Source organism: Bradyrhizobium sp. CIR48 (genome assembly GCF_014198315.1).
GTDB lineage: Bacteria > Pseudomonadota > Alphaproteobacteria > Rhizobiales > Xanthobacteraceae > Bradyrhizobium.
The window spans coordinates 167,604-190,147 of record NZ_JACIHG010000009.1 but is presented as its reverse complement, the minus strand read 5'-3'; the positions used below and the strand labels follow the sequence as shown (position 1 = coordinate 190,147).

General features: G+C 65.4%; 20 protein-coding genes. 13 read left to right on the top strand and 7 right to left on the bottom strand.

Annotated features, from left to right (window positions below; all coding sequences use genetic code 11):
- Positions 1-111 precede the first annotated feature (111 nt).
- The 3 genes from fabI to fabA all read right to left on the bottom strand — a co-directional run bounded on the left by fabI (position 112) and on the right by fabA (position 2,826).
- Positions 112-909, bottom strand: a complete 798-nt coding sequence (gene fabI / locus GGD66_RS27010) for an enoyl-ACP reductase FabI (protein WP_183259507.1) — start codon at positions 907-909, stop codon at positions 112-114.
- Positions 910-1,041: 132 nt separating this feature from the next.
- Entirely contained in the window at positions 1,042-2,265 is a 1,224-nt protein-coding gene (fabB, locus tag GGD66_RS27005) for a beta-ketoacyl-ACP synthase I (protein ID WP_018323401.1), read from the bottom strand.
- Positions 2,266-2,304: 39 nt separating this feature from the next.
- The gene (gene fabA, locus GGD66_RS27000) at positions 2,305-2,826 is read right to left on the bottom strand and encodes a bifunctional 3-hydroxydecanoyl-ACP dehydratase/trans-2-decenoyl-ACP isomerase (protein ID WP_018323402.1); all 522 of its coding nucleotides are present in this window, start codon (positions 2,824-2,826) and stop codon (positions 2,305-2,307) included.
- A gap of 351 nt (positions 2,827-3,177) precedes the next feature.
- Between fabA and irrA the strand changes: the two genes are divergently transcribed.
- Positions 3,178-3,669, top strand: a complete 492-nt coding sequence (irrA, locus tag GGD66_RS26995; RefSeq protein WP_014490952.1) for an iron response transcriptional regulator IrrA — start codon at positions 3,178-3,180, stop codon at positions 3,667-3,669.
- 170 nt (positions 3,670-3,839) lie between these two features.
- Here the strand turns inward: irrA and GGD66_RS26990 are convergent, their stop codons facing one another.
- Positions 3,840-4,370, bottom strand: coding sequence for an SH3 domain-containing protein (locus tag GGD66_RS26990; protein ID WP_018323403.1), 531 nt, complete (start codon positions 4,368-4,370; stop codon positions 3,840-3,842).
- 341 nt (positions 4,371-4,711) lie between these two features.
- Between GGD66_RS26990 and GGD66_RS26985 the strand changes: the two genes are divergently transcribed.
- Positions 4,712-5,713, top strand: a complete 1,002-nt coding sequence (locus GGD66_RS26985; RefSeq protein ID WP_018323404.1) for a D-glycerate dehydrogenase — start codon at positions 4,712-4,714, stop codon at positions 5,711-5,713.
- A 3-nt stretch (positions 5,714-5,716) separates the two neighbouring features.
- Here the strand turns inward: GGD66_RS26985 and GGD66_RS26980 are convergent, their stop codons facing one another.
- The gene (locus GGD66_RS26980) at positions 5,717-6,628 is read right to left on the bottom strand and encodes a LysR family transcriptional regulator (RefSeq protein ID WP_183259506.1); all 912 of its coding nucleotides are present in this window, start codon (positions 6,626-6,628) and stop codon (positions 5,717-5,719) included.
- A 118-nt stretch (positions 6,629-6,746) separates the two neighbouring features.
- Between GGD66_RS26980 and GGD66_RS26975 the strand changes: the two genes are divergently transcribed.
- Entirely contained in the window at positions 6,747-7,754 is a 1,008-nt protein-coding gene (locus GGD66_RS26975) for an aldo/keto reductase (RefSeq protein WP_183259505.1), read from the top strand.
- Between the two features lie 9 nt (positions 7,755-7,763).
- Here GGD66_RS26975 and GGD66_RS26970 read toward each other — a convergent pair whose 3' ends face one another.
- Positions 7,764-8,567: a molybdopterin-synthase adenylyltransferase MoeB gene (locus GGD66_RS26970; RefSeq protein ID WP_183259504.1), complete on the bottom strand. Its 804-nt coding sequence runs from the start codon at positions 8,565-8,567 to the stop codon at positions 7,764-7,766.
- A gap of 248 nt (positions 8,568-8,815) precedes the next feature.
- Between GGD66_RS26970 and GGD66_RS26965 the strand changes: the two genes are divergently transcribed.
- Both GGD66_RS26965 and GGD66_RS26960 read left to right on the top strand, forming a co-directional pair.
- Positions 8,816-10,174, top strand: a complete 1,359-nt coding sequence (locus tag GGD66_RS26965) for a peptidoglycan-binding protein (RefSeq protein WP_183259503.1) — start codon at positions 8,816-8,818, stop codon at positions 10,172-10,174.
- 280 nt (positions 10,175-10,454) lie between these two features.
- Entirely contained in the window at positions 10,455-11,198 is a 744-nt protein-coding gene (locus tag GGD66_RS26960; protein ID WP_183259502.1) for a ParA family protein, read from the top strand.
- A 222-nt stretch (positions 11,199-11,420) separates the two neighbouring features.
- Here GGD66_RS26960 and mutM read toward each other — a convergent pair whose 3' ends face one another.
- Positions 11,421-12,320 carry a bifunctional DNA-formamidopyrimidine glycosylase/DNA-(apurinic or apyrimidinic site) lyase gene (gene mutM, locus GGD66_RS26955; RefSeq protein WP_092251459.1) on the bottom strand — a complete coding sequence of 300 codons (900 nt, stop codon included), beginning with the start codon at positions 12,318-12,320 and terminating at the stop codon, positions 11,421-11,423.
- Between the two features lie 81 nt (positions 12,321-12,401).
- On the opposite strand from mutM, the gene ubiE reads away from it, so the two are divergent.
- From ubiE to GGD66_RS26915, 8 genes are all read left to right on the top strand, one after another.
- Positions 12,402-13,163, top strand: a complete 762-nt coding sequence (ubiE, locus tag GGD66_RS26950) for a bifunctional demethylmenaquinone methyltransferase/2-methoxy-6-polyprenyl-1,4-benzoquinol methylase UbiE (protein ID WP_092251457.1) — start codon at positions 12,402-12,404, stop codon at positions 13,161-13,163.
- Entirely contained in the window at positions 13,160-14,734 is a 1,575-nt protein-coding gene (ubiB, locus tag GGD66_RS26945; protein WP_183259501.1) for a 2-polyprenylphenol 6-hydroxylase, read from the top strand. The genes ubiE and ubiB overlap by 4 nt, the downstream gene beginning before the upstream one ends.
- A gap of 72 nt (positions 14,735-14,806) precedes the next feature.
- On the top strand, positions 14,807-16,258 hold the full coding sequence (coaBC, locus tag GGD66_RS26940) for a bifunctional phosphopantothenoylcysteine decarboxylase/phosphopantothenate--cysteine ligase CoaBC (protein ID WP_183259500.1): 1,452 nt from the start codon (positions 14,807-14,809) through the stop codon (positions 16,256-16,258).
- The gene (gene dut / locus GGD66_RS26935) at positions 16,255-16,713 is read left to right on the top strand and encodes a dUTP diphosphatase (RefSeq protein WP_104465202.1); all 459 of its coding nucleotides are present in this window, start codon (positions 16,255-16,257) and stop codon (positions 16,711-16,713) included. Before coaBC ends, dut begins: the two co-directional genes overlap by 4 nt.
- A 435-nt stretch (positions 16,714-17,148) precedes the next feature.
- Positions 17,149-19,653 (top strand): PAS domain-containing sensor histidine kinase, encoded by a 2,505-nt coding sequence (locus tag GGD66_RS26930; RefSeq protein WP_183259499.1) that lies wholly within the window; start codon positions 17,149-17,151, stop codon positions 19,651-19,653.
- Complete coding sequence (gene tsaE, locus GGD66_RS26925) at positions 19,650-21,182, top strand: tRNA (adenosine(37)-N6)-threonylcarbamoyltransferase complex ATPase subunit type 1 TsaE (protein ID WP_183259498.1); 1,533 nt, start codon at positions 19,650-19,652, stop codon at positions 21,180-21,182. Before GGD66_RS26930 ends, tsaE begins: the two co-directional genes overlap by 4 nt.
- Positions 21,183-21,268: 86 nt before the next feature.
- The gene (locus GGD66_RS26920) at positions 21,269-21,586 is read left to right on the top strand and encodes a PilZ domain-containing protein (protein WP_018323417.1); all 318 of its coding nucleotides are present in this window, start codon (positions 21,269-21,271) and stop codon (positions 21,584-21,586) included.
- Positions 21,587-21,704: 118 nt separating this feature from the next.
- The gene (locus GGD66_RS26915; RefSeq protein ID WP_092251437.1) at positions 21,705-22,427 is read left to right on the top strand and encodes a nucleotidyltransferase family protein; all 723 of its coding nucleotides are present in this window, start codon (positions 21,705-21,707) and stop codon (positions 22,425-22,427) included.
- Positions 22,428-22,544 lie beyond the last annotated feature (117 nt).

Sequence of the window (22,544 nt, the reverse complement as noted above, 5' to 3'; positions counted from 1 at the left end):
TATCGTAGGGTGGGCAAAGCGTAGCGTGCCCACGTCTTCTATCTATGGCGACCGCTGAGAGATCGTGGGCACGTCGCTTGCGCTCCTTTGCCCACCCTACGGCAGCGTCGTCTATTCCGTCTTCAAATCGTCAGGCCTCGGCATCAGCACGATGTTGTAACCGGAATCGACGTAGTGGATCTCGCCGGTCACGCCGCCGGAGAGATCCGACAGCAGGTACAGCGCCGAGCCGCCGAGCTCGTCGAGCGTGACGCCGCGGCGGAGCGGCGAATGCTTTTGCATGAAGGCGAACATCGCGCGCGCCTCGCCGATGCCGGAGCCCGCGAGCGTGCGGATGGGGCCCGCGGAGATCGCGTTGACGCGGATGCCGCGCGGTCCGAAATCGGAGGCGAGATAGCGCACGGAGGCTTCCAGCGCCGCCTTGGCCACGCCCATCACATTGTAGTTCGGCATCGCGCGCTCGGAGGCGCCGAAGGTCAGCGTGATCATGCTGCCGCCCTCGGTCATCAGCTCGGCGGCGCGCTTTGCGACCTCCGTGAACGAGAAGCAGGAGATCACCATGGTGCGTGAAAAGTTCTCGCGGCTGGTGTCGGCGTAGCGGCCCTTCAGCTCGTTCTTGTCGGCAAAACCGATCGCGTGAATGACGAAATCGAGCTTGCCCCATTTTTCACGGAGCGCATCGAAGGTCGCATCGACGCTGGCGATGTCCTCGACGTCGCACGGCAGCACCAGATCAACCCCGAGCGATTCCGCCAGCGGCTTGACGCGCTTGCCCAAGGCTTCGCCCTGAAAGGTGAAGGCAAGCTCGGCGCCGTGCGCGTGCAGCGTCTTCGCCATGCCCCAGGCGATCGAATGATCATTGGCGATGCCCATGATCAGACCGCGCTTGCCTTTCATCAGACCTTCCATTGTCGTTCCCATTATCCCGAGGTCATCGCCCGCGCAGGCGGGCGATCCAGTATTCCAGTGACGGTCATGATCGATCGAGAAGCCGCGGCGTACTGGATGCCCCGCTTTCGCGGGGCATGACAGGGTCGGTGATCACACATCCAGCCGGCTGAACACCAGCGTGGCATTGGTGCCGCCGAAGCCGAAGGAGTTCGACAGCACGGTGCCGATCTTGGCGTTGTCGATGCGCTTGCGCACGATCGGCATGTCGGCGAACACGGGATCGAGCTCCTGGATATGTGCGCTCTCGCAGATGAAGCCGTTATTCATCATCAGCAGCGAGTAGATCGCCTCCTGCACGCCGGTGGCGCCCAGCGAGTGGCCGGTCAGCGCCTTGGTCGCCGAGATCGGCGGGCACTTCTCGCCACTTCCGAACACGCGGCGGAGCGCATCGATCTCCGGCGGATCGCCGGCCGGCGTCGAGGTCGCGTGCGGATTGATGTAGTCGACCTTGGTCTTCACCGTCGACATCGCCATGCGCATGCAGCGCTCGGCGCCTTCGCCCGAGGGCGCGACCATGTCGTAGCCGTCCGAGGTCGCGCCGTAGCCGACGATCTCGCCGTAGATGCGGGCGCCGCGCGCCTTGGCATGTTCGAGCTCTTCCAGCACCAGCACGCCGGCACCGCCGGCGATGACGAAGCCGTCTCGGTTGACGTCGTAGGGCCGCGAGGCGGTGGCGGGCGTGTCGTTGTATTTCGAGGACATCGCGCCCATGGCGTCGAACAGCACGGAGAGCGACCAGTCCAGCTCCTCGCAGCCGCCGGCGAAGATGACGTCCTGCTTGCCGATCTGGATCGTCTCATAGGCATTGCCGACGCAATGGTTCGACGTCGCGCAGGCCGACGAGATCGAATAGTTCACGCCCTTGATCTTGAACCAGGTCGCAAGCGTCGCGGAGGCCGTGGACGACATCGCCTTCGGCACTGCGAAAGGTCCGACGCGCTTCGGTCCCTTGGTGCGGGTGATGTCGGCGGATTCGACGATGGTGCGGGCGGAGGGGCCGCCGGAGCCCATGATGATGCCGGTGCGGATGTTGGAGACTTCGTCAGGCGACAGACCGGAGTCCTGGATCGCCTGCTCCATCGCGACGTGATTCCACGCCGCGCCCTGACCGAGGAAACGCATCGCGCGGCGGTCGACCACCGTCGCGGGATCGAGCGACGGCGCGCCCGCTACCTGCGAACGGAAGCCGAGCTCGGCATATTTCTCAGCCCGCGAAATGCCCGACTTCGCCTCGTGAAGGCTCGCAAGCACTTCCTGGGTGTTGTTTCCGATCGACGAGACGATGCCCATCCCGGTGACCACAACCCGCCTCATGACAGCCTCGCCTCAATCGTTGTTGTCTTGGTGATGCGCTCAGCCCAGGCTCGTGCCCTGCTTGAACAGGCCGACCTTCAAGTCCTTGGCGCGATAAATAATCTGGTCATCGACCGAAAGCCACCCGTCGGCGATACCGAGCACCAGCTTTGAACGCATCACGCGTTTGATATCGACGTTGTACACAACCTTGCGGGCCTCGGGCAGCACCTGGCCGCTGAACTTCAGCTCGTTCAGGCCAAGCGCGCGACCACGACCTTCGCCCCCGGTCCAGCCCAGGTAAAAGCCGACCATTTGCCAAAGCGCGTCGAGGCCGAGGCAGCCGGGCATCACCGGATCGTTCTTGAAGTGGCAGCCGAAGAACCAGAGGTCGGGCTTCACGTCGAGCTCGGCGCGCACCAGCCCCTTGCCGAACTCGCCGCCATTGTCGTTGATGTCAGTGATGCGGTCGAACATCAGCATCGGCGGCAACGGCAGCTGGGCATTGCCCGGGCCGAACATCTCGCCGCGGCCACAGGCCAGCAGATCTTCGTATTCGTAACCGTTGCGCCTGTTCAGCATGCAGAGCCTCTGTTTGAATTCCGATTGAGCGGCGCTTTTTGGCGAAAATGGGCCCCGTCTCGGTCGGAGAGCAACGCCAATTGCCACTGTCAGGCGCTGCGCCCGCATGCCCGGATGGACTGCGGACCGGGCCTCGATGCCCGGCTGCGCCAAAATCGGCTAAGCGGAACCGCGCGCTCTCTAACACAGGCCATTTCGGGTAGCAAAGTGCATCCATGAAGGTAAAATGACGCGATACCGGGCCGGTTCCAAGCCTTATTAGAACCTCTCTAGTTGCGAGAAACTTGCATCTGCATCTTTCTGTTCTTATATTGCTGAGAGATATTGTTCACGCGTGCCCGAAATCTGGAAATGAGCGAGAATACTGCGCCCCATCACGACGACGACGTCCACTCCGCGGCCCTGCTGTCCGGCCGCCAGCCGGCTCTCACCGGCTGCCCCTGGCACGACGTCAACGAAATGCTCCAGTCCGCCGGGCTCCGTCCGACGCGTCAGCGCATGGCACTGGGCTGGCTGTTGTTCGGCAAAGGTGCTCGCCACCTCACGGCTGAAATGCTCTACGAGGAAGCGACGCTCGCCAAGGTTCCGGTGTCGCTGGCGACGGTCTACAACACGCTGAACCAGCTCACCGATGCCGGCCTGCTCCGCCAGGTCAGCGTCGACGGCACCAAGACCTATTTCGACACCAACGTCACCACCCACCATCACTACTACCTCGAGAACAGCCATGAGCTGGTCGACATCGAGGATCCGCATCTGGCGCTGTCCAAGATGCCGGAAGTGCCGGAGGGTTACGAGATCGCGCGCATCGACATGGTCGTGCGCCTGCGCAAGAAGCGCTGAACTAATTCTAGATTGCTGATGCGATCGTCATGGCCGGCTCGTCCCGGCCATTGTCGTTTTAGGCCGTCATTCCGGGATGGTGCGCAGCACCAGACCTCAGGCGCGCAATTGCGCACCGGGGAATCTCGAAATCCTCGATGCTGCGCATCGCCCCGGGATGACCCTTCGGGTCAGTTGACCTGCTCGTCCGAATACACGCCCCAGAGGCGCTCCTGCTGGATCCAGCCGTCAAAACCGTTGCCGGTGACGCGGCACCAGTTTGCAGCGCACTTCTTTACCTGCGTGACGACGCCGGCCTGGAGTCTTGCTGCAACCGCGCTGTCGAGATCGGCGCGATCGTAGATCGGGGCGAGGTCGTCCTTGTGCTTCATGGTGACGACCGCGGTGCGGCGGCCCGACAGCAGCGAGTGATAGACCCAGCCCTCGGCGCCTTCGGAATCGCGCACCCGGCGCCAATTCTCAAATTCGGCGGTGATTTCCACCGGCAGGCCCGAACGGGTGTAGACCCAGGCCACGTCATTGTCCTTGGTCGGGCCGGCACGGACGTTCACGTGATCCGATTTGAGGCTGACATAGCGCGGCACCGGCAGGCCGCTGGCGGTCTGGGGCGTGGTGTCCTTGGCCGAATGCGAGGGGCCGACCGAAGCGCTCAACCAGGTGCAAACGAGCGCCATTACCGAACAAAAACGCCCCAACGCCATCAACCCGTCTCCTGTCGAAGACCCGGCCCGAGCCCGGTCCTCACCCCAAATTCCAAAACCTGCCGCGCAATCCCCTGACCCGCCCCACGCGGGTGTTCCCCAAACCGGGCTCCTTGAAGCCTTGACCCGTGGTTCTTGTCTTGGCCCGGCCTTCTGCTAGAGAGGACGGGCACTTGAACAACCAGTTTGCCCCGATTTTCCGGCCGGAAATATCGGGAGAGCTTGAAGGAAACGCCGGGGACGGACACGGCAAGGGCAGTGTCGAACAACCGGGTTAATGAGACCTCAACGACCGGCCTTTGGCGACAGAGGCGGCTTGCGACGCCTCATGAGAGCAGGACATGTCGGTGAAGAAAAAGCCCCTCGTCGTGGTGACGCGCAAGCTGCCGGATTCGATCGAGACGCGGATGCGCGAATTGTTCGACGCGCGGATCAATCTCGAGGACACGCCGATGTCCGCCGACCAGATCGCGGAAGCCGCACGCACCGCCGACGTGCTGGTTCCGACGGTCACCGACCATATCAGCGCCGACATCATCAACCAGCCCGACTGCAAGCTGCGGCTGATCGCCAATTTCGGCAACGGCGTCGATAATATCGACGTCGAGGCCGCGCATGCCCGCGGCATCACCGTCACCAACACGCCCAAGGTCCTGACCGAGGACACCGCCGACATGACCATGGCGCTGATCCTCGCCGTGCCCAGGCGGATGATCGAAGGCGCCTCGATCCTGACCGAAGGAAAACCCTGGCCGGGCTGGTCGCCGACCTGGATGCTCGGCCACCGTATCGGCGGTAAGCGGCTCGGCATCATCGGCATGGGTCGCATCGGCCAAGCGGTGGCGCGCCGCGCCCGCGCCTTCGGGCTGCAGATCCACTATCACAACCGCCGTCCCGTGGCGCCGAAGATCGCCGAGGAGCTTGGCGCGACCTATTGGGAAAGCCTCGACCAGATGCTGGCGCGGATGGACATCATCTCGGTGAACTGCCCGCACACGCCGGCGACCTATCATCTGCTCTCGGCGCGGCGGCTGAAGCTGATCCGCAAGGACGCCTACATCGTCAATACCGCGCGCGGCGAGGTGACCGACGAGGACACGCTGATCAAGCTGATCGAAGGCGGCGAGATCGGCGGCGCCGGGCTCGACGTCTACGAGCACGAGCCTGCAGTCAACCCCAAGCTGGTGCGGCTTGCCAAGGCCGGCAAGGTGACGCTGCTGCCGCATATGGGCTCGGCCACGATCGAAGGCCGCGTCGAGATGGGCGAGAAGGTGATCATCAACATCCGCACCTTCCTCGACGCGCACAAGCCGCCGGATCGCGTGCTGCCGAGCATGCTCTGAGGTTTATTTCCCGCGCGTCTCGCGCTTGCGCCAGTCGGCGACGAAATCGATGAAGGCGCGCAGCGCGGGCGGCGTCTGGCGCCGGCTCGGGTAATACAGGAACGGGCCAAGAAACGGCTCGCACCAATCTTCCATCAGGCTGACCAGCGCGCCGGACTTCACGGCATCGCCGACATAACCGTCGATCGTTGCCCAGACGCCCACACCATCGAGCGCGGCTCGCAGGGCAAGGGTCATGTTCGTGGAGATCAGCTTTGCCGGCGGATCGACCTTCACGATCTGGCCGGCCTTCTCGAACTCCCAATCGTGCATGACGCCGCTCGAATAACGGGCGCGGATGCAATCATGCTCGAGCAGATCCTTGGGATGCTTCGGCTCGCCGCGGCGCGCGACATAATCGGGCGAGGCGACGACGACATAGTGCTGCGGACCGCCCAGCGGGATCGCCACCATGTCCTGCGCGAGATGCTCACCATAACGCACGCCGGCATCGTAGCCCCCGCTCACGATATCGACGAAACCGCTTTCGGACACGACGTCGAGATCGACCTGGGGATGGACGCTAAGAAACGGCCCGACCATCGGCGCCAGCACGAGATCGACCGCCGGGGGCGGCGCGTTGATGCGCAGGCGACCGGAAGCTACCTCGCGCAGGCTCCGCACCTCCGCCAGGGCATCGCCGACGTCGCGTAGCGCAGGTGCCACCCGCGACAGCAGCAGCTCGCCCGCCTCGGTCAAGGCGACACTGCGGGTGGTGCGGTTCATCAGGCGGACGCCAAGGCGCTCCTCGAGGTCGCGTAGGCGCTGGCTAAGACTCGACACCGACACGCGAATTTCGACCGCCGCCCGCCGGAAATTGCGGGTGCGGGCGACCGCCACGAAGACGTCGAGATCGCGCAGATCAGGCTCAGTCATTGTTCGTTATAATGAACAAGCCATTCGGCATTGTCCAGCTTATCGGCGCAATGGACCAGGTGCATATCCAGCCCGTCGCGCGGCGCAATCAGCCTGCCGCCTTTCGAGGAGAGCCATCATGGAACAGCACAAACTCGGTTCAACCGGCCCCCGCGTCTCTGCCCTTGGTCTCGGCTGCATGGCCATGTCGGACGCCTATGGCCCGGCCGATCGCGGCGAGAGCATCGCCACGGTCCACGCGGCGCTCGACGCCGGCATCACGCTGCTCGACACCGGCGATTTCTACGCCATGGGTCACAATGAAATGCTGATCCGCGATGCGCTGAAGGATGTGGCGCGCGACAAGGTGCAGATCAGCGTCAAGTTCGGCGCGCTACGCGGCCCCGCCGGCGAATTCACTGGCATGGATTGCCGCCCGGCCGCGACCAAGAATTTCCTCGCCTATTCGCTGCAGCGGCTCGGCACCGACTATATCGACATCTACCGCCCGGCGCGGCTCGACCCCAACGTTCCCATTGAAGAGACCGTCGGCGGCCTCGCCGATCTCGTGAAGGCCGGTTACATCAGGCATATCGGCCTGTCCGAGGTCGGCTCCGACACCATCCGCCGCGCGCATGCCGTGCATCCGATCGTCGATCTCCAGATCGAATATTCGCTGATCGAGCGCGGCATCGAGCGCGACATTCTCAAGACCTGCCGCGAACTCGGCATTGGCATCACCGCCTATGGCGTCCTGGCGCGCGGCCTGATCAGCGGCCATTGGTCGAAGGATTCGGGCACGGCCGGCAAGGACTACCGGCTGATGACGCCGCGCTTCCAGGGCGCAAATCTCGACGCCAATCTCGCGCTGGTGGAGTCCCTGCGTGCCATCGCCGGCGAAATCGGCGCAACGCCGGCGCAGGTCGCAATCGCCTGGGTGGCGGCGCAGGGAAAAGAGATCGTGCCGCTGGTCGGCGCCAAGACCCGCACCCGTCTCGTCGAAGCGCTTGGCGCGACCAGGGTCACGCTGACACCGGCGCATCTTGCGGCGCTGGCCAAGGCGTTTCCGCCGGATGTCGCCTCGGGCACGCGTTACACCGCCGAGCAGATGGCCCATCTCGATAGCGAGAAGCCGGCCACGGCGTAACGCAGCCCATCACGTGCGATGGGCGCTGAGGTCGGTGATCACAGGCCCGTCGCCGTTGAGCGGATTGGCCGGATCGCGCGAATAGCGCAGCGTCTCGAAGCGCATCGCGCGCGCATCGATCATCAGGAGGCGGCCAACGAGGCCGTCGCCGAAACCGACGATCTCGCGGATCGCTTCCATCGCCATCATCGACCCCAGCACGCCCGCCAACGCACCCATGACGCCGGCTTCCGCGCAGGCAGGAACGGTACCCGGCGGCGGCGCCTCCGGAAACAGGCAGCGATAGGTCGGATTGAATTCGCCCTGCTCGTTGGTCTCGTGCGCGCGGATGGTAGTGAGCGAGCCGTCGAAGGTGCCGAGCGCGGCCGTGATCAACGGCCGCTTCGCGAAGAAGCAGGCGTCCGAGACCAGATAGCGTGTCGAGAAATTATCGGAGCCGTCGAGCACGAGGTCGTAGTCGCCGATCAGGCTGAGCGCATTGTCCGCATTCAGCCAGGTGGCGTGGCCGACGAAGCGAACATGCGGGTTGAGCGCTGCAATCCGCTCGGCGGCGCTCTCGACCTTGTGCCGGCCAATATCGGGCGTGGTGTGGATCACTTGGCGCTGCAGATTGGACAGCGACACCACGTCGTCATCGACCACGCCGAGCGTGCCGATGCCGGCGGCGGCCAGATACATCAGCGCCGGCGCGCCGAGCCCGCCGGCACCGACCACCAGCGCGGAGGCGCGCTTCAGCGCCGCCTGGCCCGGTCCGCCGACGTCGCGCAGCACGATATGGCGGGCATAGCGTTCCAGTTCGTCCGGGCTCAGCATCGTCGTACGCCTCTCCTACCAAGCCGTCGCTCTCACTCCTCATGGGGAGGAAGCGCAAAGCGCCGTCTCGAACCATGCAGGCCCCGATCTCGCCGCGGCCATCCTTCGAGACGCGGCCTTGAGGCCGCTCCTCAGGATGAGGACCTGTGTACGCGGCTCGAGCTTAGACCTGAACCACCGCAACATTGTTCGCGACCAACGAGATGTGCTTCAATGGCTTTGCGTTCAATGGGCTGGTTGGATTTGTCATGAGATCGATGCTTGCGGCAACCTTGATGTTTGCGGCTGCCACAGGCGCGCACGCCCAGATGACGACGCCGCAGATCCCCGGTACCAAGCCGAAGCTGGTCCAGACCGTGCCGATCCGGCCTCCGGCAACGCAGACGCCATCGGCGACGGCGGATGTGATGGCAAAAGCCGAGCGGCTGGCGCTGCAATCCGACCTCGCCTGGGTCGGCCAGTACAACGGCGCCATCACCGGCGACGTCAGTGAGCGCATGGTCAACGCCATCAAGGAATACCAGAAGGCCAAGGGCGGCAAGCCGACCGGGGTGCTCAATCCGCAGGAGCGCGCCGCGCTGGCCGAGACGGCGCGAAAGAAGCAGGACGGCGTCGGCTGGAAGATCGTGACGGAGCCGACCAGCGGCGCCCGGCTCGGCATCCCCTCGAAACTGGTGCCGCAGCAGGCGAGCGACGCCAACGGCTCGAAATGGACCTCGCCGACCGGAACCGTGCAGGTGCTGCTCAGCCGCCGCAAGGAGGCGAACCCGACCGCGGCAAAACTCGCGGAGCTGGAGAAGGAGCCGTCCGGGCGCAAGGTCGATTACACCGTGGTGAAGCCCGATTTCTTCGTGCTCTCGGGATTGCAGGGCCTGAAGAAGTTTTACGTCCGCGGCACCTTTAGAGGTGACGAGGTCCGCACCATGACGATCCTCTACGACCAGGCGACCGAGAACACGGTCGAGCCGGTCGTGATCGCGATGTCGAGCGCGTTCAACGCGTTTCCGTCCGGACCGCAAGCCGGGCCGCCGCCGCGCAAGACCGTCGAATACGGCACCGGCCTCGTCGTCAGCGATGACGGCGCGATCGTCACCGACCGGCTCGTCACCGACGGCTGCCTCGCGATCACGATCGCCGGCTATGGCAGCGCCGATCGCCTCACCGAGGACAAGGAGCGCGGTCTCGCACTGCTGCATATCTACGGCGCACGCGGCCTGAAGCCGCTCAGCCTTACTGGCGGCGCGGCCAAGACGAACGTGGATGTCGTCGGCATCGCGGATCCGCAGAGCCAGGGCGGCGCGGCGGGTGTCTCGACCGTCAAGGGCGCACTCGCACCGGTCACGAGCAGCGAGTCCGCACTGTCGCCTCCGCCGGCGGTGGGATTTTCCGGTGGTCCGGCGATCGATGGCGACGGCAAGTTCGCCGGCATTGCGTTGTTGAAGCCGACCATGGTGGCAGGACCCGCGACATCGGTGCCGGCCTCGCAGGCCGTGATGGTGTCCGCGGACGCCGTGCGCGATTTCCTGAAGGCCAAACAGGTCACGGTGAACGGTACGTCGACGGACGCAAAGGCCGCCGTCGTGCGCGTGATCTGCGTGCGGAAGTAGGTTTAACGCCAACTCTCGTGTCCCGGACGCGGTGCGGCGCGTAGTGGACACGAGTTCAACTGAGCCGCGAGCATCATCACACGTACGACTACTGGTCCAGTAATGGTACGGATTAGCTGGCCATCCCCATTCCGCCATCATCGTTACTGTTGATTCGGACCTCCGCGATCCCCCTTTGGATCGGGCCGGCACGTCCTGAGCGAGAAGGCTCAGCATCGAGATCGATGCACGTTCGCGTGGCGTATTCCTGACCCAAGCATTCCAAAGGATTGATCTTCAAATGCACACGATCGTACTGGCCACCCAAAAGGGTGGCAGCGGCAAGAGCACGCTCGCCATCGGCCTCGCGCTCGCGGCCAAGCAGGCCGGCTTCACCGTCCGCCTGATCGAGACCGACCCGCAGGGCACTCTGTCGAACTGGCGGCGCCGCCGCACCACCGATGGTCTCGTCGTCGAGCCGATCTATCATGCCGCCGACATCGAGCCGCGCCTGAAGATGCTGGCTGACAGCGGCCTGCAGCTGGCGATCGTCGACACCGCCGCCGGCCTCAGCGCCGCGACCACCGCTGCGATCCGCCATTCCGACCTCTGCCTGATCCCGGCCCGCCCAAGCGTCGCCGACATCGAGGCGACCGTCTCGACGCTGAGCATCGCGCGCGCCTGGAAGCGGCCCTACAGCTTCGTGCTGAACCAGACGCCGATCCGCGGCCAGCGCATCGACAACGCCGCCAACACGCTCGCCGAGGAAGCCGCGCTCGATCTTTCGGACGTGCTCGCGCGCCCGCTGATCGTGATGCGTAACGACCACCAGGATTCGCTCGCGAGCGGCCTTGCCGTGAGCGAATTCGCGCCGAACGGGAAGTCGGCGAACGAGATCCGCGGCCTGTGGCGCTGGATCGAAACCCGGCTCGAGCTCGAAGCCACGACCAATGTCCTGATCAACCAGGTGATGTCGCCTGCGGACGGCATGCTGCATGTCGCGGCCGATCTTTCAGCGGACGAGACCACGACACTGGCGTCCTGAGCGGGGCATCGCTCTGACGGCAGTCGGCCCTTCATCATCCGGAAGGGCCCCAGCGACGAAGCGATCCGGCCACCAGCCCGGCCGGATTGCTTCGCTTCGCGGTTTTGTCGACGCTCTATTTTCGTGTCGTAGCCCGGATGGAGCGCAGCGCAATCCGGGAAGTCTCTCCGCGGTCACGCTCGCCCCGGATTTCGCCGCGCTCCATCCGGGCTACGGGCTAGGTCACTTCTGACACTTCTGACACCAGAAGGTGGAGCGTCCGTTCTGCGTGAACCGCTTGACGGTGCCACCGCAGCCCGGCGTCGTGCATTTCTCGCCTTCGCGGTCGTAGACCTTGAACGAATGCTGGAAATAGCCGAGCTCGCCCGAGGTCTGGCGATGATCGCGCAAGGACGAGCCGCCGGCCTTGATGGCGTCGTTCAGCACCGTGTGGATCGCACTCACCAATCGCTTCGCATGATCGGTCGGCTCGCCGCCGCCAACGCCCTTGCGGCCCTTGGTCGCGAGCGTCGCCGCGATCCGGCGCGGCGACAGATGCGAGCGATGCAGGGCTTCGCAGACATAGATGTTGCCGAGCCCCGCCACCACGCGCTGGTCGAGCAGCGCGGCCTTCAGGCTGGTGGTCTTGCCTTCGCAGGACCGCGCCAGCATCGCGGCGTCGAATTCGTTGCCGAGCGGCTCGGGGCCGAGGTCGCGCAGCAGCGGCTCCTCGTCGAGTGCGTTACGCGCGATCACTTTCATGTAACCGAAGCGGCGCGGGTCGTTGAAGACGACGTCGGCTCCGGAAGACATCCGAAACAGCACATGGTCGTGCGTGGAGTCCTTACCCCTCGGATAGTGAAACTCGCCGGGAGCTGCCTCGTTGTCCGGCTTGATGACGCGGAACGAGCCCGACATGCCCAGATGCATCAAGAGCACATCGCCGGAGGCGAGATCGGCCATGAGATATTTTGCACGGCGGCCGAGCCCCGTGACGACCTGCCCCTGGAGCCGGGCCACGAAATCCGGCTGGAACGGAAAGCGCAGGTCCGGCCGGCGGGCTTCCGCCACCAGGATTTTCGCACCCTCCATCACAGGCTGAAGGCCGCGGCGGACGGTCTCGACTTCGGGCAATTCAGGCATGGTCAGGCATTCACCTTATGAGGGCGGTGTGATAGCGCCATTGCGGCGGGCGCGCTATGGTTCGCCCAGTGGAGTAGAGTAATGGATCGGCCGGGCGAAACCACGCATTTTGGCTTCAGGGACGTCCCCCTGGGGGACAAGCAGACGCTGGTGAACGATGTGTTTCACAGCGTGGCGTCGCGCTATGATTTGATGAACGATTTGATGTCCGGTGGCCTGCACCGGGTCTGGAAGGACATCATGATTACCGCGCTCGACCCGCCGAGGAGCGACCGGTCGTTCGCGTTGCTCGACGTAGCCGGCGGCACCGGCGACATCTCGTTCCGTGCCGCCAAGGCCGCGGGGCCCGGCTTCCATGCCACCGTCTGCGACATCAACACCGACATGCTGGCGGTGGGCCGCGAGCGCGCCGCGAAGCGCCATCTCGACACCCGGGTCGATTTCGTCGAAGGCAATGCCGAAGCACTCGCCTTCGCCGATCGCAGCTTCGACGCATATACGATCGCTTTCGGCATTCGCAACGTACCCCGGATCGATCTGGCGCTGCGCGAAGCCCATCGCGTGCTGAGGCCCGGCAGCCGCTTCCTGTGCCTGGAATTCTCCACCGTCGAGATGCCCGGGCTCGACCGGATCTACGACCTGTTCTCGTTCAAGGTGATCCCGCCGCTCGGCCGGATGATCACGGGCGACGCCGAGTCCTACCAATATCTCGTCGAGTCCATCCGCAAGTTTCCGAAACCCAACGCCTTCGCCGACATGATCCGCGACGCCGGCTTCGCCCGCGTCAGCTGGCAGACCCTGTCCGGCGGCATCGTCGCACTGCATTCGGGCTGGCGTTTGTGATCTCTGCCTTCACCCACATTGCGCGCCTGATCCGCGCCGCGTTCGTGTTTGCGCGCGAGGGCGTGTTCGGCTCGGTCGATCCGAGCCTGGTGCCGCCGCCGGGACAGCTCGCTCTGAAGCTGGCGCGCCTCGTCGAACGACGTGGCGTCAAGCATGGCCCGCGGATATCGCGCGCGCTGACGCGGATGGGCCCCGCCTATCTCAAGCTCGGACAATTCCTGGCCACACGCCCCGACGTCGTCGGCGTCATCATGGCGCGCGACCTCGAAAGTCTCCAGGACCGCCTGCCGCCGTTTCCGCAGGACGAAGCCGAAGCCGCGATCGCGACCTCGCTGGAGCGGCCGCTGAAGGACGTGTTTGTGAGCTTCGGCCCTCCCGTGGCAGCCGCCTCGATCGCGCAGGTGCATCGCGGCGAGGTCTTGCAAGACGGCATCCGCAAGTCGGTCGCGGTCAAGGTGCTCCGGCCCAACGTCGCTACGCGCTTCCGCCGCGACCTCTCCGATTTCTTCTTCGTCGCGCACAAGGCCGAGGCTTATTCGGCCGAAGCGCGGCGCCTGCGCCTCATCGAGGTCATCAACACCATGTCGCGCTCGGTCGCGATGGAGATGGATCTGCGGCTGGAAGCTGCGGCGCTGTCGGAGATGGCGGAGAACACGCAGGGCGATCCTGATTTCCGCGTGCCGGCCGTGGACTGGGACCGCACCACGCACAACGTGCTGACGATGGAGTGGATCGACGGCATCGCGCTGAACGATCACAAGCGTCTGGCAGAATCGCAGGTCGACCTGCCCGATCTCGGCCGCAAGGTGATCCAGAGCTTCCTGCGGCACGCGCTGCGCGACGGCTTCTTCCACGCCGACATGCATCCGGGCAACCTGTTCCTGGATGACGCGGGGCGGCTCGTCGCGGTCGATTTCGGCATCATGGGCCGGCTCGGCATGAAGGAGCGGCGCTTCCTCGCCGAAATCCTGCTCGGCTTCATCACCCGCGATTATCGCCGCGTCGCCGAGGTGCATTTCGAGGCGGGCTACGTGCCCGCACATCACTCGGTCGAGAACTTCGCACAAGCGATTCGCGCCATCGGCGAGCCGATCCACAACCGCACGGCGGAAGAGATCTCGATGGCGCGGCTCTTGACGCTGCTGCTCGAGGTCACCGGCCTGTTCGACATGACCACGCGCCCCGAGCTGATCCTGCTCCAGAAGACCATGGTCGTGGTCGAAGGCGTGGCGCGCGGCTTCGATCCCAGGCTCGACATCTGGAAGGTCGCCGACCCCGTGGTACGCGAATGGATCGAGCGCAATCTCGGTCCGATCGGCCGGGTGCAAGGCGCGCTCGCCGGGACCGGAGACATCGCGCGCGTGCTGATGCGCATGCCGGAGATCGCCGAGCGGTCCGTGAAGGTGCTCGAGCAGCTCGAGACCATGACGCGGGAGGGCATCAGGCTGTCGCCCGAGAGCATCGCCGCGATGGGCCGCACCGAGGGCCGCAAGAATCGCTGGCGCACCGTCGCGCTCTGGATCATCGCCGCGACCTTCATCGGGATCCTGATCGCCGTCCGGAATCTGTGATTGCCAAAAGCTTGATTGCATTGAAATCACACAAGTGATAGCATCGCTATCATTCCGTGCTGGAGGGGCGTCATGGCAAGCCTGACCATCCGCAAGCTCGACGACGCCGTCAAAACCTATTTGCGGCTGCGCTCGGCCAAGAACCGCAGGTCGGTCGAGGAAGAGGTCCGGGTCATCCTGCGCGAGCTGATCGAGGGCCGCGAGGAGCCGCTGACGCCGTTTGCGGTACCGCCCGCGGCATCCGCCGCCCCCGCACTCCAGCGCACCGGCGCCGTTCCCGAGGCCAGCGTCACCCTGATCATCGGCGGTGGCATCGCGGCCTACAAATCGCTCGACCTGATCCGAAGGCTGAAGGAGCGCCGCGTCGAGGTCCGCTGCGTCCTGACCAAGGCGGCCCAGCAATTCGTCACGCCGCTGGCGGTCAGCGCCCTCTCCCATGAGCGCGTCTATACCGACCTGTTCGACCCGCAGAGCGAGTTCGACGCCGGCCATATCAGGCTCGCGCGCGACTGCGACCTGATCGTGGTGGCGCCCGCGACCGCCGACCTGATGGCCAAGATGGCCAACGGCCACGCCGACGATCTCGCCAGCGCCATCCTGCTCGCGACCAACCGCAAGGTGCTGCTGGCACCGGCAATGAACCCGCTGATGTGGAACAATGCGGCCACGCGCCGCAACCTCACGCAGCTGCAGCGCGACGGCGCGGTGCTGATCGGACCCAATTCCGGCGAGATGGCGGAGGCGGGCGAAGCCGGTGTCGGCCGCATGTCGGAAGCGATCGAGATCGCCGCGGCTGCCGAGCGCCTGCTGCGGCCGCCGGCGCCAAAGCCACTTGCCGGCAAGCGCGTACTGATCACCGCAGGTCCTACCCACGAGCCGATCGATCCGGTGCGCTACATCGCCAATCGCTCCTCGGGCAAGCAGGGCTTTGCCATTGCCGCGGCCGCGCAGGCCGCCGGCGCCGAGGTGATTTTGGTCAGCGGTCCGGTCGACCTCAGCGATCCCCAGGGCGTCACCGTCAAGCACGTCGAATCGGCGCGGCAGATGCTGGAGCAGGTGCAGGCCTCGCTTCCCGCCGACATCGCGATCTTTGCCGCCGCGGTCGCCGACTGGCGCGTTGCCAACGAGGGCGAGCAGAAGCTGAAGAAGACTTCGGCCGGCATGCCGCCGCTTCAGCTGATCGAGAACCCCGATATCCTCGCCACGATCTCGAAGCTGACCGACAAGCGCCCGCCGCTGGTGATCGGCTTTGCCGCCGAGACCGAGCACCTGATCGACAACGCCAAGTCAAAACTGGCCCGCAAGGGCTGCGACTGGATCGTCGCCAACGACGTCTCGCCCGCCACCGGTGTGATGGGCGGCGACCGCAACACCGTGCATCTGATTAGCCGCAAGAATGGTGAGAAGGACGGCGAGATTGCAGTTGATTCCTGGCCGGTGATGACCAAGGAACAGGTCGCCATCGAACTGGTCGCGCATGTCGCACGAAGCGTGACCGACAAATCCCTGGAGCCGGCATCTTGAGCACGAAGGTCACTGTCGAACTGCAACGCCTGGCCCATGCGGAAGGCCTGCCAATGCCGGCCTATCAAACCACCGAGGCTGCCGGCCTCGATCTGATGGCGGCGGTGCCGGACAGCGAGCCGATGACGCTCGCCCCCGGCCAATACGCGCTGGTGCCGACGGGCCTTGCGATCGCATTGCCGGCCGGGCACGAGGCGCAGGTGCGACCGCGCTCGGGGCTTGCCGCCAAGCACGGCGTCACCGTGCTGAACTCGCCGGGCACGATCGACGCGGACTATCGCGGCGAGATCAAGGTGATCCTGATCAACCATGGCGCCGCGCCGTTCGTGATCAAGCGCGGCGAGCGCATCGCCCAGATGGTGATCGCCCCCGTGGTGCAGGCCGCGCTGGTTCCGGTGGCCACATTGTCGGCCACCGATCGCGGCGCCGGCGGCTTCGGCTCGACCGGCCGCTAGTCGTGGTGGGTTGAACTCGAACAGAGTCCGATCAATCGGGCGCTCTCTCCGTTCCCTCCCCCCTTGTGGGGGAGGGGCAGGGAGGGGGTCCACACGGGGACTCTTTCAATCGCGCACCGTTTCTCTTTGCATCGTCAACAATTGGCACTTCTTCCTGGGCTACCCCTTTCCCTAACCCTCCCCCACAAGGGGGGGGGGAACGCACCTCCGTCGGAGCGCCCGTGGTGTCTCATCTCAGGCGCTAACGCACGGCAGTTCCAGCCGAATCATCCGAAGAATTACGTGAGGTGGAACATTGAGCCCGGCATTTTTTTGGGGCCGCCTTTGCGTTCACGATCTGGACTCTTACCGCCGGAGTCGCGGTGAGGGTATTGTCGTTTGATTCGCGCGCGACGGGGGTCGCCGCGCGCAAATCTGTGCGATCTTGGGGCAACTATGTCAGGCGTGATCGTGTCGATGCGTCGGACGCTGCTGTCGTGCACATCGCTCGTGCGCAACGGCTTGTTGGGAGGCGCTCTTGCAGCGCTGCTGCCGGCTGCGCCGGCCGAGGCGGCCGACCTCATCGACACCCTCTCCATCATGCTGGATTTCAACCGGCAGGAACTCGCGGTGCTCGCCACCGCGCTGGCCTTGCTCGGCTTCTCGGTGGTGGCTGCGATTCTCTTGATGCGCACGCGCGTGCGCACGGCGAAGAACGAGGCGCGGCTGCGTGCCCGAATCGGGGAACTCCAGCTCCAGGCCGACCGTTTCGGCGCGCTGCTGTTCGCCGAGCCGCAGATCCTGATCTCCTGGCCGGCCGGCGACAATCGCGCGCAGATCTCGGGCGACATCTCCATGGTGTTGCCGCGCGACTCCTCGCCGCAACGCGTGCTCGCATTCGGAACCTGGCTGCCGCCGGAACCCGCGCTCCAGATGGATCATGCCGTCGATGCGCTGCGTGACCGCGGCGACGGGTTCCAGCTGACATTGACCACCTCGCATGGCCACACGCTCGAGGCCATCGGCCGCGCCATCGGCGGCCAGGCCATTGTCCGGATTCGCGAGCTCTCGGGGCTCCGCCGCGATCTGGCCGAGACCAATCTGCGCTACAACGCGCTCTCCGACGAGACCGAGATGCTGCGCGGCTTTGCCGCCAACGCCCCCTGGCCGATCTGGGCCAAGGGCGAGAACGGCGCGCTGACCTACGCCAACCCGGCCTATGTCCGCGCCACCGAGGCGAACAACGTCACCGACGCGCAGGAGCGCAAGCTCGAGCTGCTCGACAGCGCCGATCGCACCGCGATGGAACGGGGACTGAAGGACACCGCCAATTTCAACGCGCGGCTGCCGATCGTGATCAGCGGCGAGCGCCGCATCTACGACGTGCGCGCGGTCAATGTCGGCAGCGGCAGCGTCGGCGTCGCCATCGATGCCAGCGAGGCGGATGCGCTCAGCTCGGCGCTGGTGCGGATGGCGGAGGCGCATCGCCGCACGCTCGACCAGCTCTCCTCCGGCGTTGCCGTGTTCGACGGCCAGCGTCGGCTCGCCTTCTACAACGATTCCTACCGCCGGCTGTGGGACCTCGACCGCACCTTCCTCGACGCCAATCCCGATGATTCCAGCGTGCTCGACCAGCTCCGCGCCGCGCGCAAGCTGCCGGAGCAGCCGGACTTCCGTGCCTGGAAGTCCAAGCTGCACGAGGCCTATCGCGCGGTCGAGACCACCAAGGACACCTGGTACCTGCCCGACGGCCGCGCGCTCTCGGTCGTGACCACGCCGAACCCGGAAGGCGGCGTCACCTATCTGCTCGACGATGTCACCGAGAGCCTCGAGCTCGCCCGCCGCTTCGACGGCATGATCCGGGTCCAGCGCGAGACGCTGGACAGTCTCGCCGAGGGCGTCGCGGTGTTCGGCAGCAACGGCAAGGCGCAACTGTTCAACCCGGCCTTCGTCCGGATGTGGAAGCTGTCGAGCGATGCCATGCGCGACGAGCCGCACATCCAGACGGTGGAAGGCTGGTGCCATCAGCTGTTCGACGACCCCACGGTCTGGCGTCAGATCCGCGAGGCCGTCACCTCGATCGAGAGCCGCGCCGACGTGCCGCTGAAGCTGGAGCGCAAGGACGGTAGCGTGCTCGACGGCATGATCCGCCCGCTGCATGACGGCGCGACCATGCTGACGTTCCAGGACATCACCGACACCGAGAACGTCGAGCGCGCACTGCGCGAGCGCAACGAGGCGCTGGAGGCTGCCGACCAGATGAAGGTGGATTTCGTCCACCACGTTTCCTACGAGCTGCGCTCGCCGCTCACCACCATCATCGGCTTCGCGCATTTCCTCAGCGATCCCTCGACCGGGCCGCTGACGCCGAAGCAGGCCGAATATCTCGACTACGTCACCAAATCGACCAACGCGCTGCTGGCGCTGACCAACAACATCCTCGATCTCGCCACCATCGACGCCGGCGCCATGAAACTGGAACTCGGCCCGGTCGACGTCAGCAAGACCATCGAGCTCGCGGCCGAAGGCATCCAGGACCGGCTCGCCACCGACCGCATCCGCCTCAAGGTCGAGATCGCGCCCGATGTCGGAAGCTTCGTCGGCGACGAGAAACGCGTGGTGCAGGTGCTCTATAACCTCCTCGCCAACGCCGTCGGGTTTTCTCCACAGGATTCCACGGTCGGCATCAGCGCGCGCCGCACCGAACGCAGCGTGGTCTTCACTGTGACAGATTCCGGGCCTGGAATACCTGCCGACATGAAGGACAAGGTGTTCAACTGGTTCGAAAGCCGCTCGCAGGGCTCGCGTCACCGCGGCGCCGGGCTCGGCCTGTCGCTGGTGCGCTCCTTCGTCGAGCTGCATGGCGGCAAGGTGCGGGTGGATTCGATCGTCGGCCGGGGCACGGTCGTAATCTGCGACTTCCCGACCGACCAGGCGGCGCATCGCGACGCCGCCGAATGAGCGCGCCCACCACATTCTCCGTCGCGCTTCACAACGAGACGGCCACCGCACAATTGATGGCCGACCTCGCGCTGCTGGTCGGCCCTGGCGATGTCATTACGCTGACCGGCGATCTCGGCGCCGGCAAGACAGCTGCCGCCCGCGCGCTGATCCGCTACCTCGCCGGCGACGAGGAGCTGGAGGTGCCGAGCCCGACCTTCACCCTGGTGCAGGGCTATGAGCTGCCGCCGTTCCCGGTGATGCACGCCGATCTCTACCGCGTCGAGGACGAGAGCGAGCTCGAGGAGATCGGGCTGTCGCCGCTGCCCGATGCCACACTCGTCCTGATCGAATGGCCGGAGCGCGCGCCGTCGGCGATGCCACAGGATCGCATCGACATCGCGCTGACGCATCGCCCCGCATTGGGCTCGAACGCGCGCGCCGCCGACATCACCGGTCACGGCAAGAGCGCGGCCACGGTCGCGCGGCTGCAGGCATTGCGTGAATTCCTGGACGCAGCGGGCTACTTGGATGCGACGCGCAAGCGCATGGCGGGCGATGCCTCGACGCGCTCCTATGCGCGGCTGCTGCGCGACGGCGAGAGCGTCATCCTCATGAACTCTCCGCAGCGGCCAGATGGCGCCGCGATGTACAACGGGAAGTCCTACAGCGCCGCGGTGCATCTGGCGGAGAACATCAGGCCTTTCGTTGCCATGGACGAAGGCTTGCGCGTAGTCGGCGTCTCGGCACCCGCGATCCAGCATTACGATCTCGACCACGGCTTCCTGATCTCCGAGGATTTCGGTAGCGAAGGCGTGATCGAGGGCGACCCGCCACGCCCGATCGCCGAACGTTACGAAGCTGCGACCGACGTGCTGGCCGTGCTGCACGGCAAGACGCTGCCGGAAACATTGCCGCTGGCGGATCAGAGCTACGCCATTCCCCTCTTCGATACCGAGGCGCTGCTGATCGAGATCGGCTTGATGCCGGAATGGTACCTGCCCGATCGCAACGCGCCGCTAAGCGAAGAGAAGCGCGCCGAATTTTTCGCGATGTGGCGTGAGCTGCTGAAGAAGCCGCTGGCCGCAACGAAGACGTGGATCATCCGCGACTATCACTCGCCCAATCTGATCTGGCTTGGCGATCGCACCGGCATCGCGCGCGTCGGCGTGATCGATTTCCAGGACACCGTACTCGGTCCGCAATCCTACGACGTGGTGTCGCTGCTCCAGGACGCCCGCATCGACGTGCCCGAAAGCCTCGAGCTGACGCTGCTGTCGCGCTACATCAAGGCGCGGCGCGCTGGCGATGCCGGCTTTGATCCGGCCGGTTTCGCCGAGCTCTACGCGATCATGTCGGCACAGCGGAACACGCGGCTGCTCGGCACCTTCGCCCGCCTCAACCGCCGCGATGGCAAGCCGCATTATTTGCGTCACCAGCCGCGGATCTGGACCTATCTCCAGCGCTCGCTGGCGCATCCCGCGCTGAGCTCTTTGCGCGACTGGTATCTCGCCAACGTCCCGCCGCCCCAAAGGCCGCCAAAGGCTTGATTCGGGGCCCGATTTACCAGCTGTTAGCCAAGACGCCGGTATTCTGGCGGCCAGGCAGCCGGATCATTACGGGCTGGAGCGGGCAGATGGCGGTAAAGACGGACCAGCGCGGCAACAGCCGGGTCGTTTTCGAGCGCGGGATCTCGGCCCAGATGATGGGGATCGACGGCACCTGGCGGCGCGACTGCACCATGGAGGACGTCTCCGAGACCGGCGCCAAGCTGACCATCGACGGCTCGGTCGAGGGCCTCCATCTGAAGGAGTTCTTTCTGCTGCTGTCGTCCACCGGACTTGCGTACCGGCGTTGCGAGCTGGCCTGGGTCAATGGCGACCAGATCGGGGTCAATTTCCTCAAGCTCGGCGACAAGAAGAAAAAGGCGCGTTCCACAGCCGTCGGGGCATGATGGCAACACCCGTCGTACAACCGTCACGGCGGGTGGCTAAGGCGGTTGAGATGCGGTGCGGCTGATCGAACCTCGTGTTAGGATTGCTGCGAACGCGAAAGGTCTGAGAAAGCGAAGGATGTCCGTCAAACCGACCAAAGCCATGGTGCTCGCTGCAGGGTTTGGCCTGCGCATGCGTCCCCTGACGGACAGGATGCCGAAGCCGATGGTGCCGGTGGCCGGCCAGCCGCTGCTCGACCACGTGCTCGACAAGCTCGGCCAGGCGGGCGTGACCGAGGCCGTGGTCAACGTGCATTACCTGCCGGACCAGATCATCGATCATGTCGCATCGCGCCAGCTTCCGCGCGTGACGATTTCTGACGAGCGCGACCAGGTGCTCGGCACCGGCGGCGGCGTGGTCAAGGCGCTGCCGCTGCTCGGCGACGCGCCGTTCTTCCACGTCAATTCCGACACGCTGTGGATCGACGGCGTGCGCTCCAATTTGACGCGGCTTGCGGAAAACTTCGACCCCGCGCGCATGGACATCCTGCTGCTGATGGCGCCGACCGCAACCAGCATCGGCTATGGCGGTCGCGGCGATTACGGCATGCTGCCCGACGGCGCCCTGCGCAAGCGCAAGGAAAAGGAAGTCGTTCCGTTCGTCTATGCCGGCGCTGCGATCCTGTCGCCGTCGATCTTCGAAGGCGCGCCGCAGGGCGAGTTCTCGCTGACAAAAATGTTCGACCGCGCCAACGAGCAGGAGCGGCTGTTCGGCCTCCGCCTCGACGGCGTCTGGATGCATGTTGGCACGCCCGACGCCGTGCACGCCGCGGAAGAGGCGTTTCTGGAGAGCGTGGCGTAGGGCCGGTCCCGAACGCGGTGCCGTAGGGTGGGCAAAGGCGCCCTGGCGCCGTGCCCACCATCTCTCTCGATGGCAAAAAATGCGTGGGCACGCTTCGCTTTGCCCACCCTACAAGAC

What these genes read in the sequence shown, in the direction of transcription:
- fabI (WP_183259507.1), bottom strand. Translation starts at nt 909, where the DNA reads ATGGAAGGTCTGATGAAAGGCAAGCGCGGTCTGATCATGGGCATCGCC.
- fabB (WP_018323401.1), bottom strand. Translation starts at nt 2,265, where the DNA reads ATGAGGCGGGTTGTGGTCACCGGGATGGGCATCGTCTCGTCGATCGGA.
- fabA (WP_018323402.1), bottom strand. Translation starts at nt 2,826, where the DNA reads ATGCTGAACAGGCGCAACGGTTACGAATACGAAGATCTGCTGGCCTGT.
- irrA (WP_014490952.1), top strand. Translation starts at nt 3,178, where the DNA reads ATGAGCGAGAATACTGCGCCCCATCACGACGACGACGTCCACTCCGCG.
- GGD66_RS26990 (WP_018323403.1), bottom strand. Translation starts at nt 4,370, where the DNA reads ATGGCGTTGGGGCGTTTTTGTTCGGTAATGGCGCTCGTTTGCACCTGG.
- GGD66_RS26985 (WP_018323404.1), top strand. Translation starts at nt 4,712, where the DNA reads ATGTCGGTGAAGAAAAAGCCCCTCGTCGTGGTGACGCGCAAGCTGCCG.
- GGD66_RS26980 (WP_183259506.1), bottom strand. Translation starts at nt 6,628, where the DNA reads ATGACTGAGCCTGATCTGCGCGATCTCGACGTCTTCGTGGCGGTCGCC.
- GGD66_RS26975 (WP_183259505.1), top strand. Translation starts at nt 6,747, where the DNA reads ATGGAACAGCACAAACTCGGTTCAACCGGCCCCCGCGTCTCTGCCCTT.
- GGD66_RS26970 (WP_183259504.1), bottom strand. Translation starts at nt 8,567, where the DNA reads ATGCTGAGCCCGGACGAACTGGAACGCTATGCCCGCCATATCGTGCTG.
- GGD66_RS26965 (WP_183259503.1), top strand. Translation starts at nt 8,816, where the DNA reads ATGAGATCGATGCTTGCGGCAACCTTGATGTTTGCGGCTGCCACAGGC.
- GGD66_RS26960 (WP_183259502.1), top strand. Translation starts at nt 10,455, where the DNA reads ATGCACACGATCGTACTGGCCACCCAAAAGGGTGGCAGCGGCAAGAGC.
- mutM (WP_092251459.1), bottom strand. Translation starts at nt 12,320, where the DNA reads ATGCCTGAATTGCCCGAAGTCGAGACCGTCCGCCGCGGCCTTCAGCCT.
- ubiE (WP_092251457.1), top strand. Translation starts at nt 12,402, where the DNA reads ATGGATCGGCCGGGCGAAACCACGCATTTTGGCTTCAGGGACGTCCCC.
- coaBC (WP_183259500.1), top strand. Translation starts at nt 14,807, where the DNA reads ATGGCAAGCCTGACCATCCGCAAGCTCGACGACGCCGTCAAAACCTAT.
- GGD66_RS26930 (WP_183259499.1), top strand. Translation starts at nt 17,149, where the DNA reads ATGTCAGGCGTGATCGTGTCGATGCGTCGGACGCTGCTGTCGTGCACA.
- tsaE (WP_183259498.1), top strand. Translation starts at nt 19,650, where the DNA reads ATGAGCGCGCCCACCACATTCTCCGTCGCGCTTCACAACGAGACGGCC.
- GGD66_RS26920 (WP_018323417.1), top strand. Translation starts at nt 21,269, where the DNA reads ATGGCGGTAAAGACGGACCAGCGCGGCAACAGCCGGGTCGTTTTCGAG.
- GGD66_RS26915 (WP_092251437.1), top strand. Translation starts at nt 21,705, where the DNA reads ATGTCCGTCAAACCGACCAAAGCCATGGTGCTCGCTGCAGGGTTTGGC.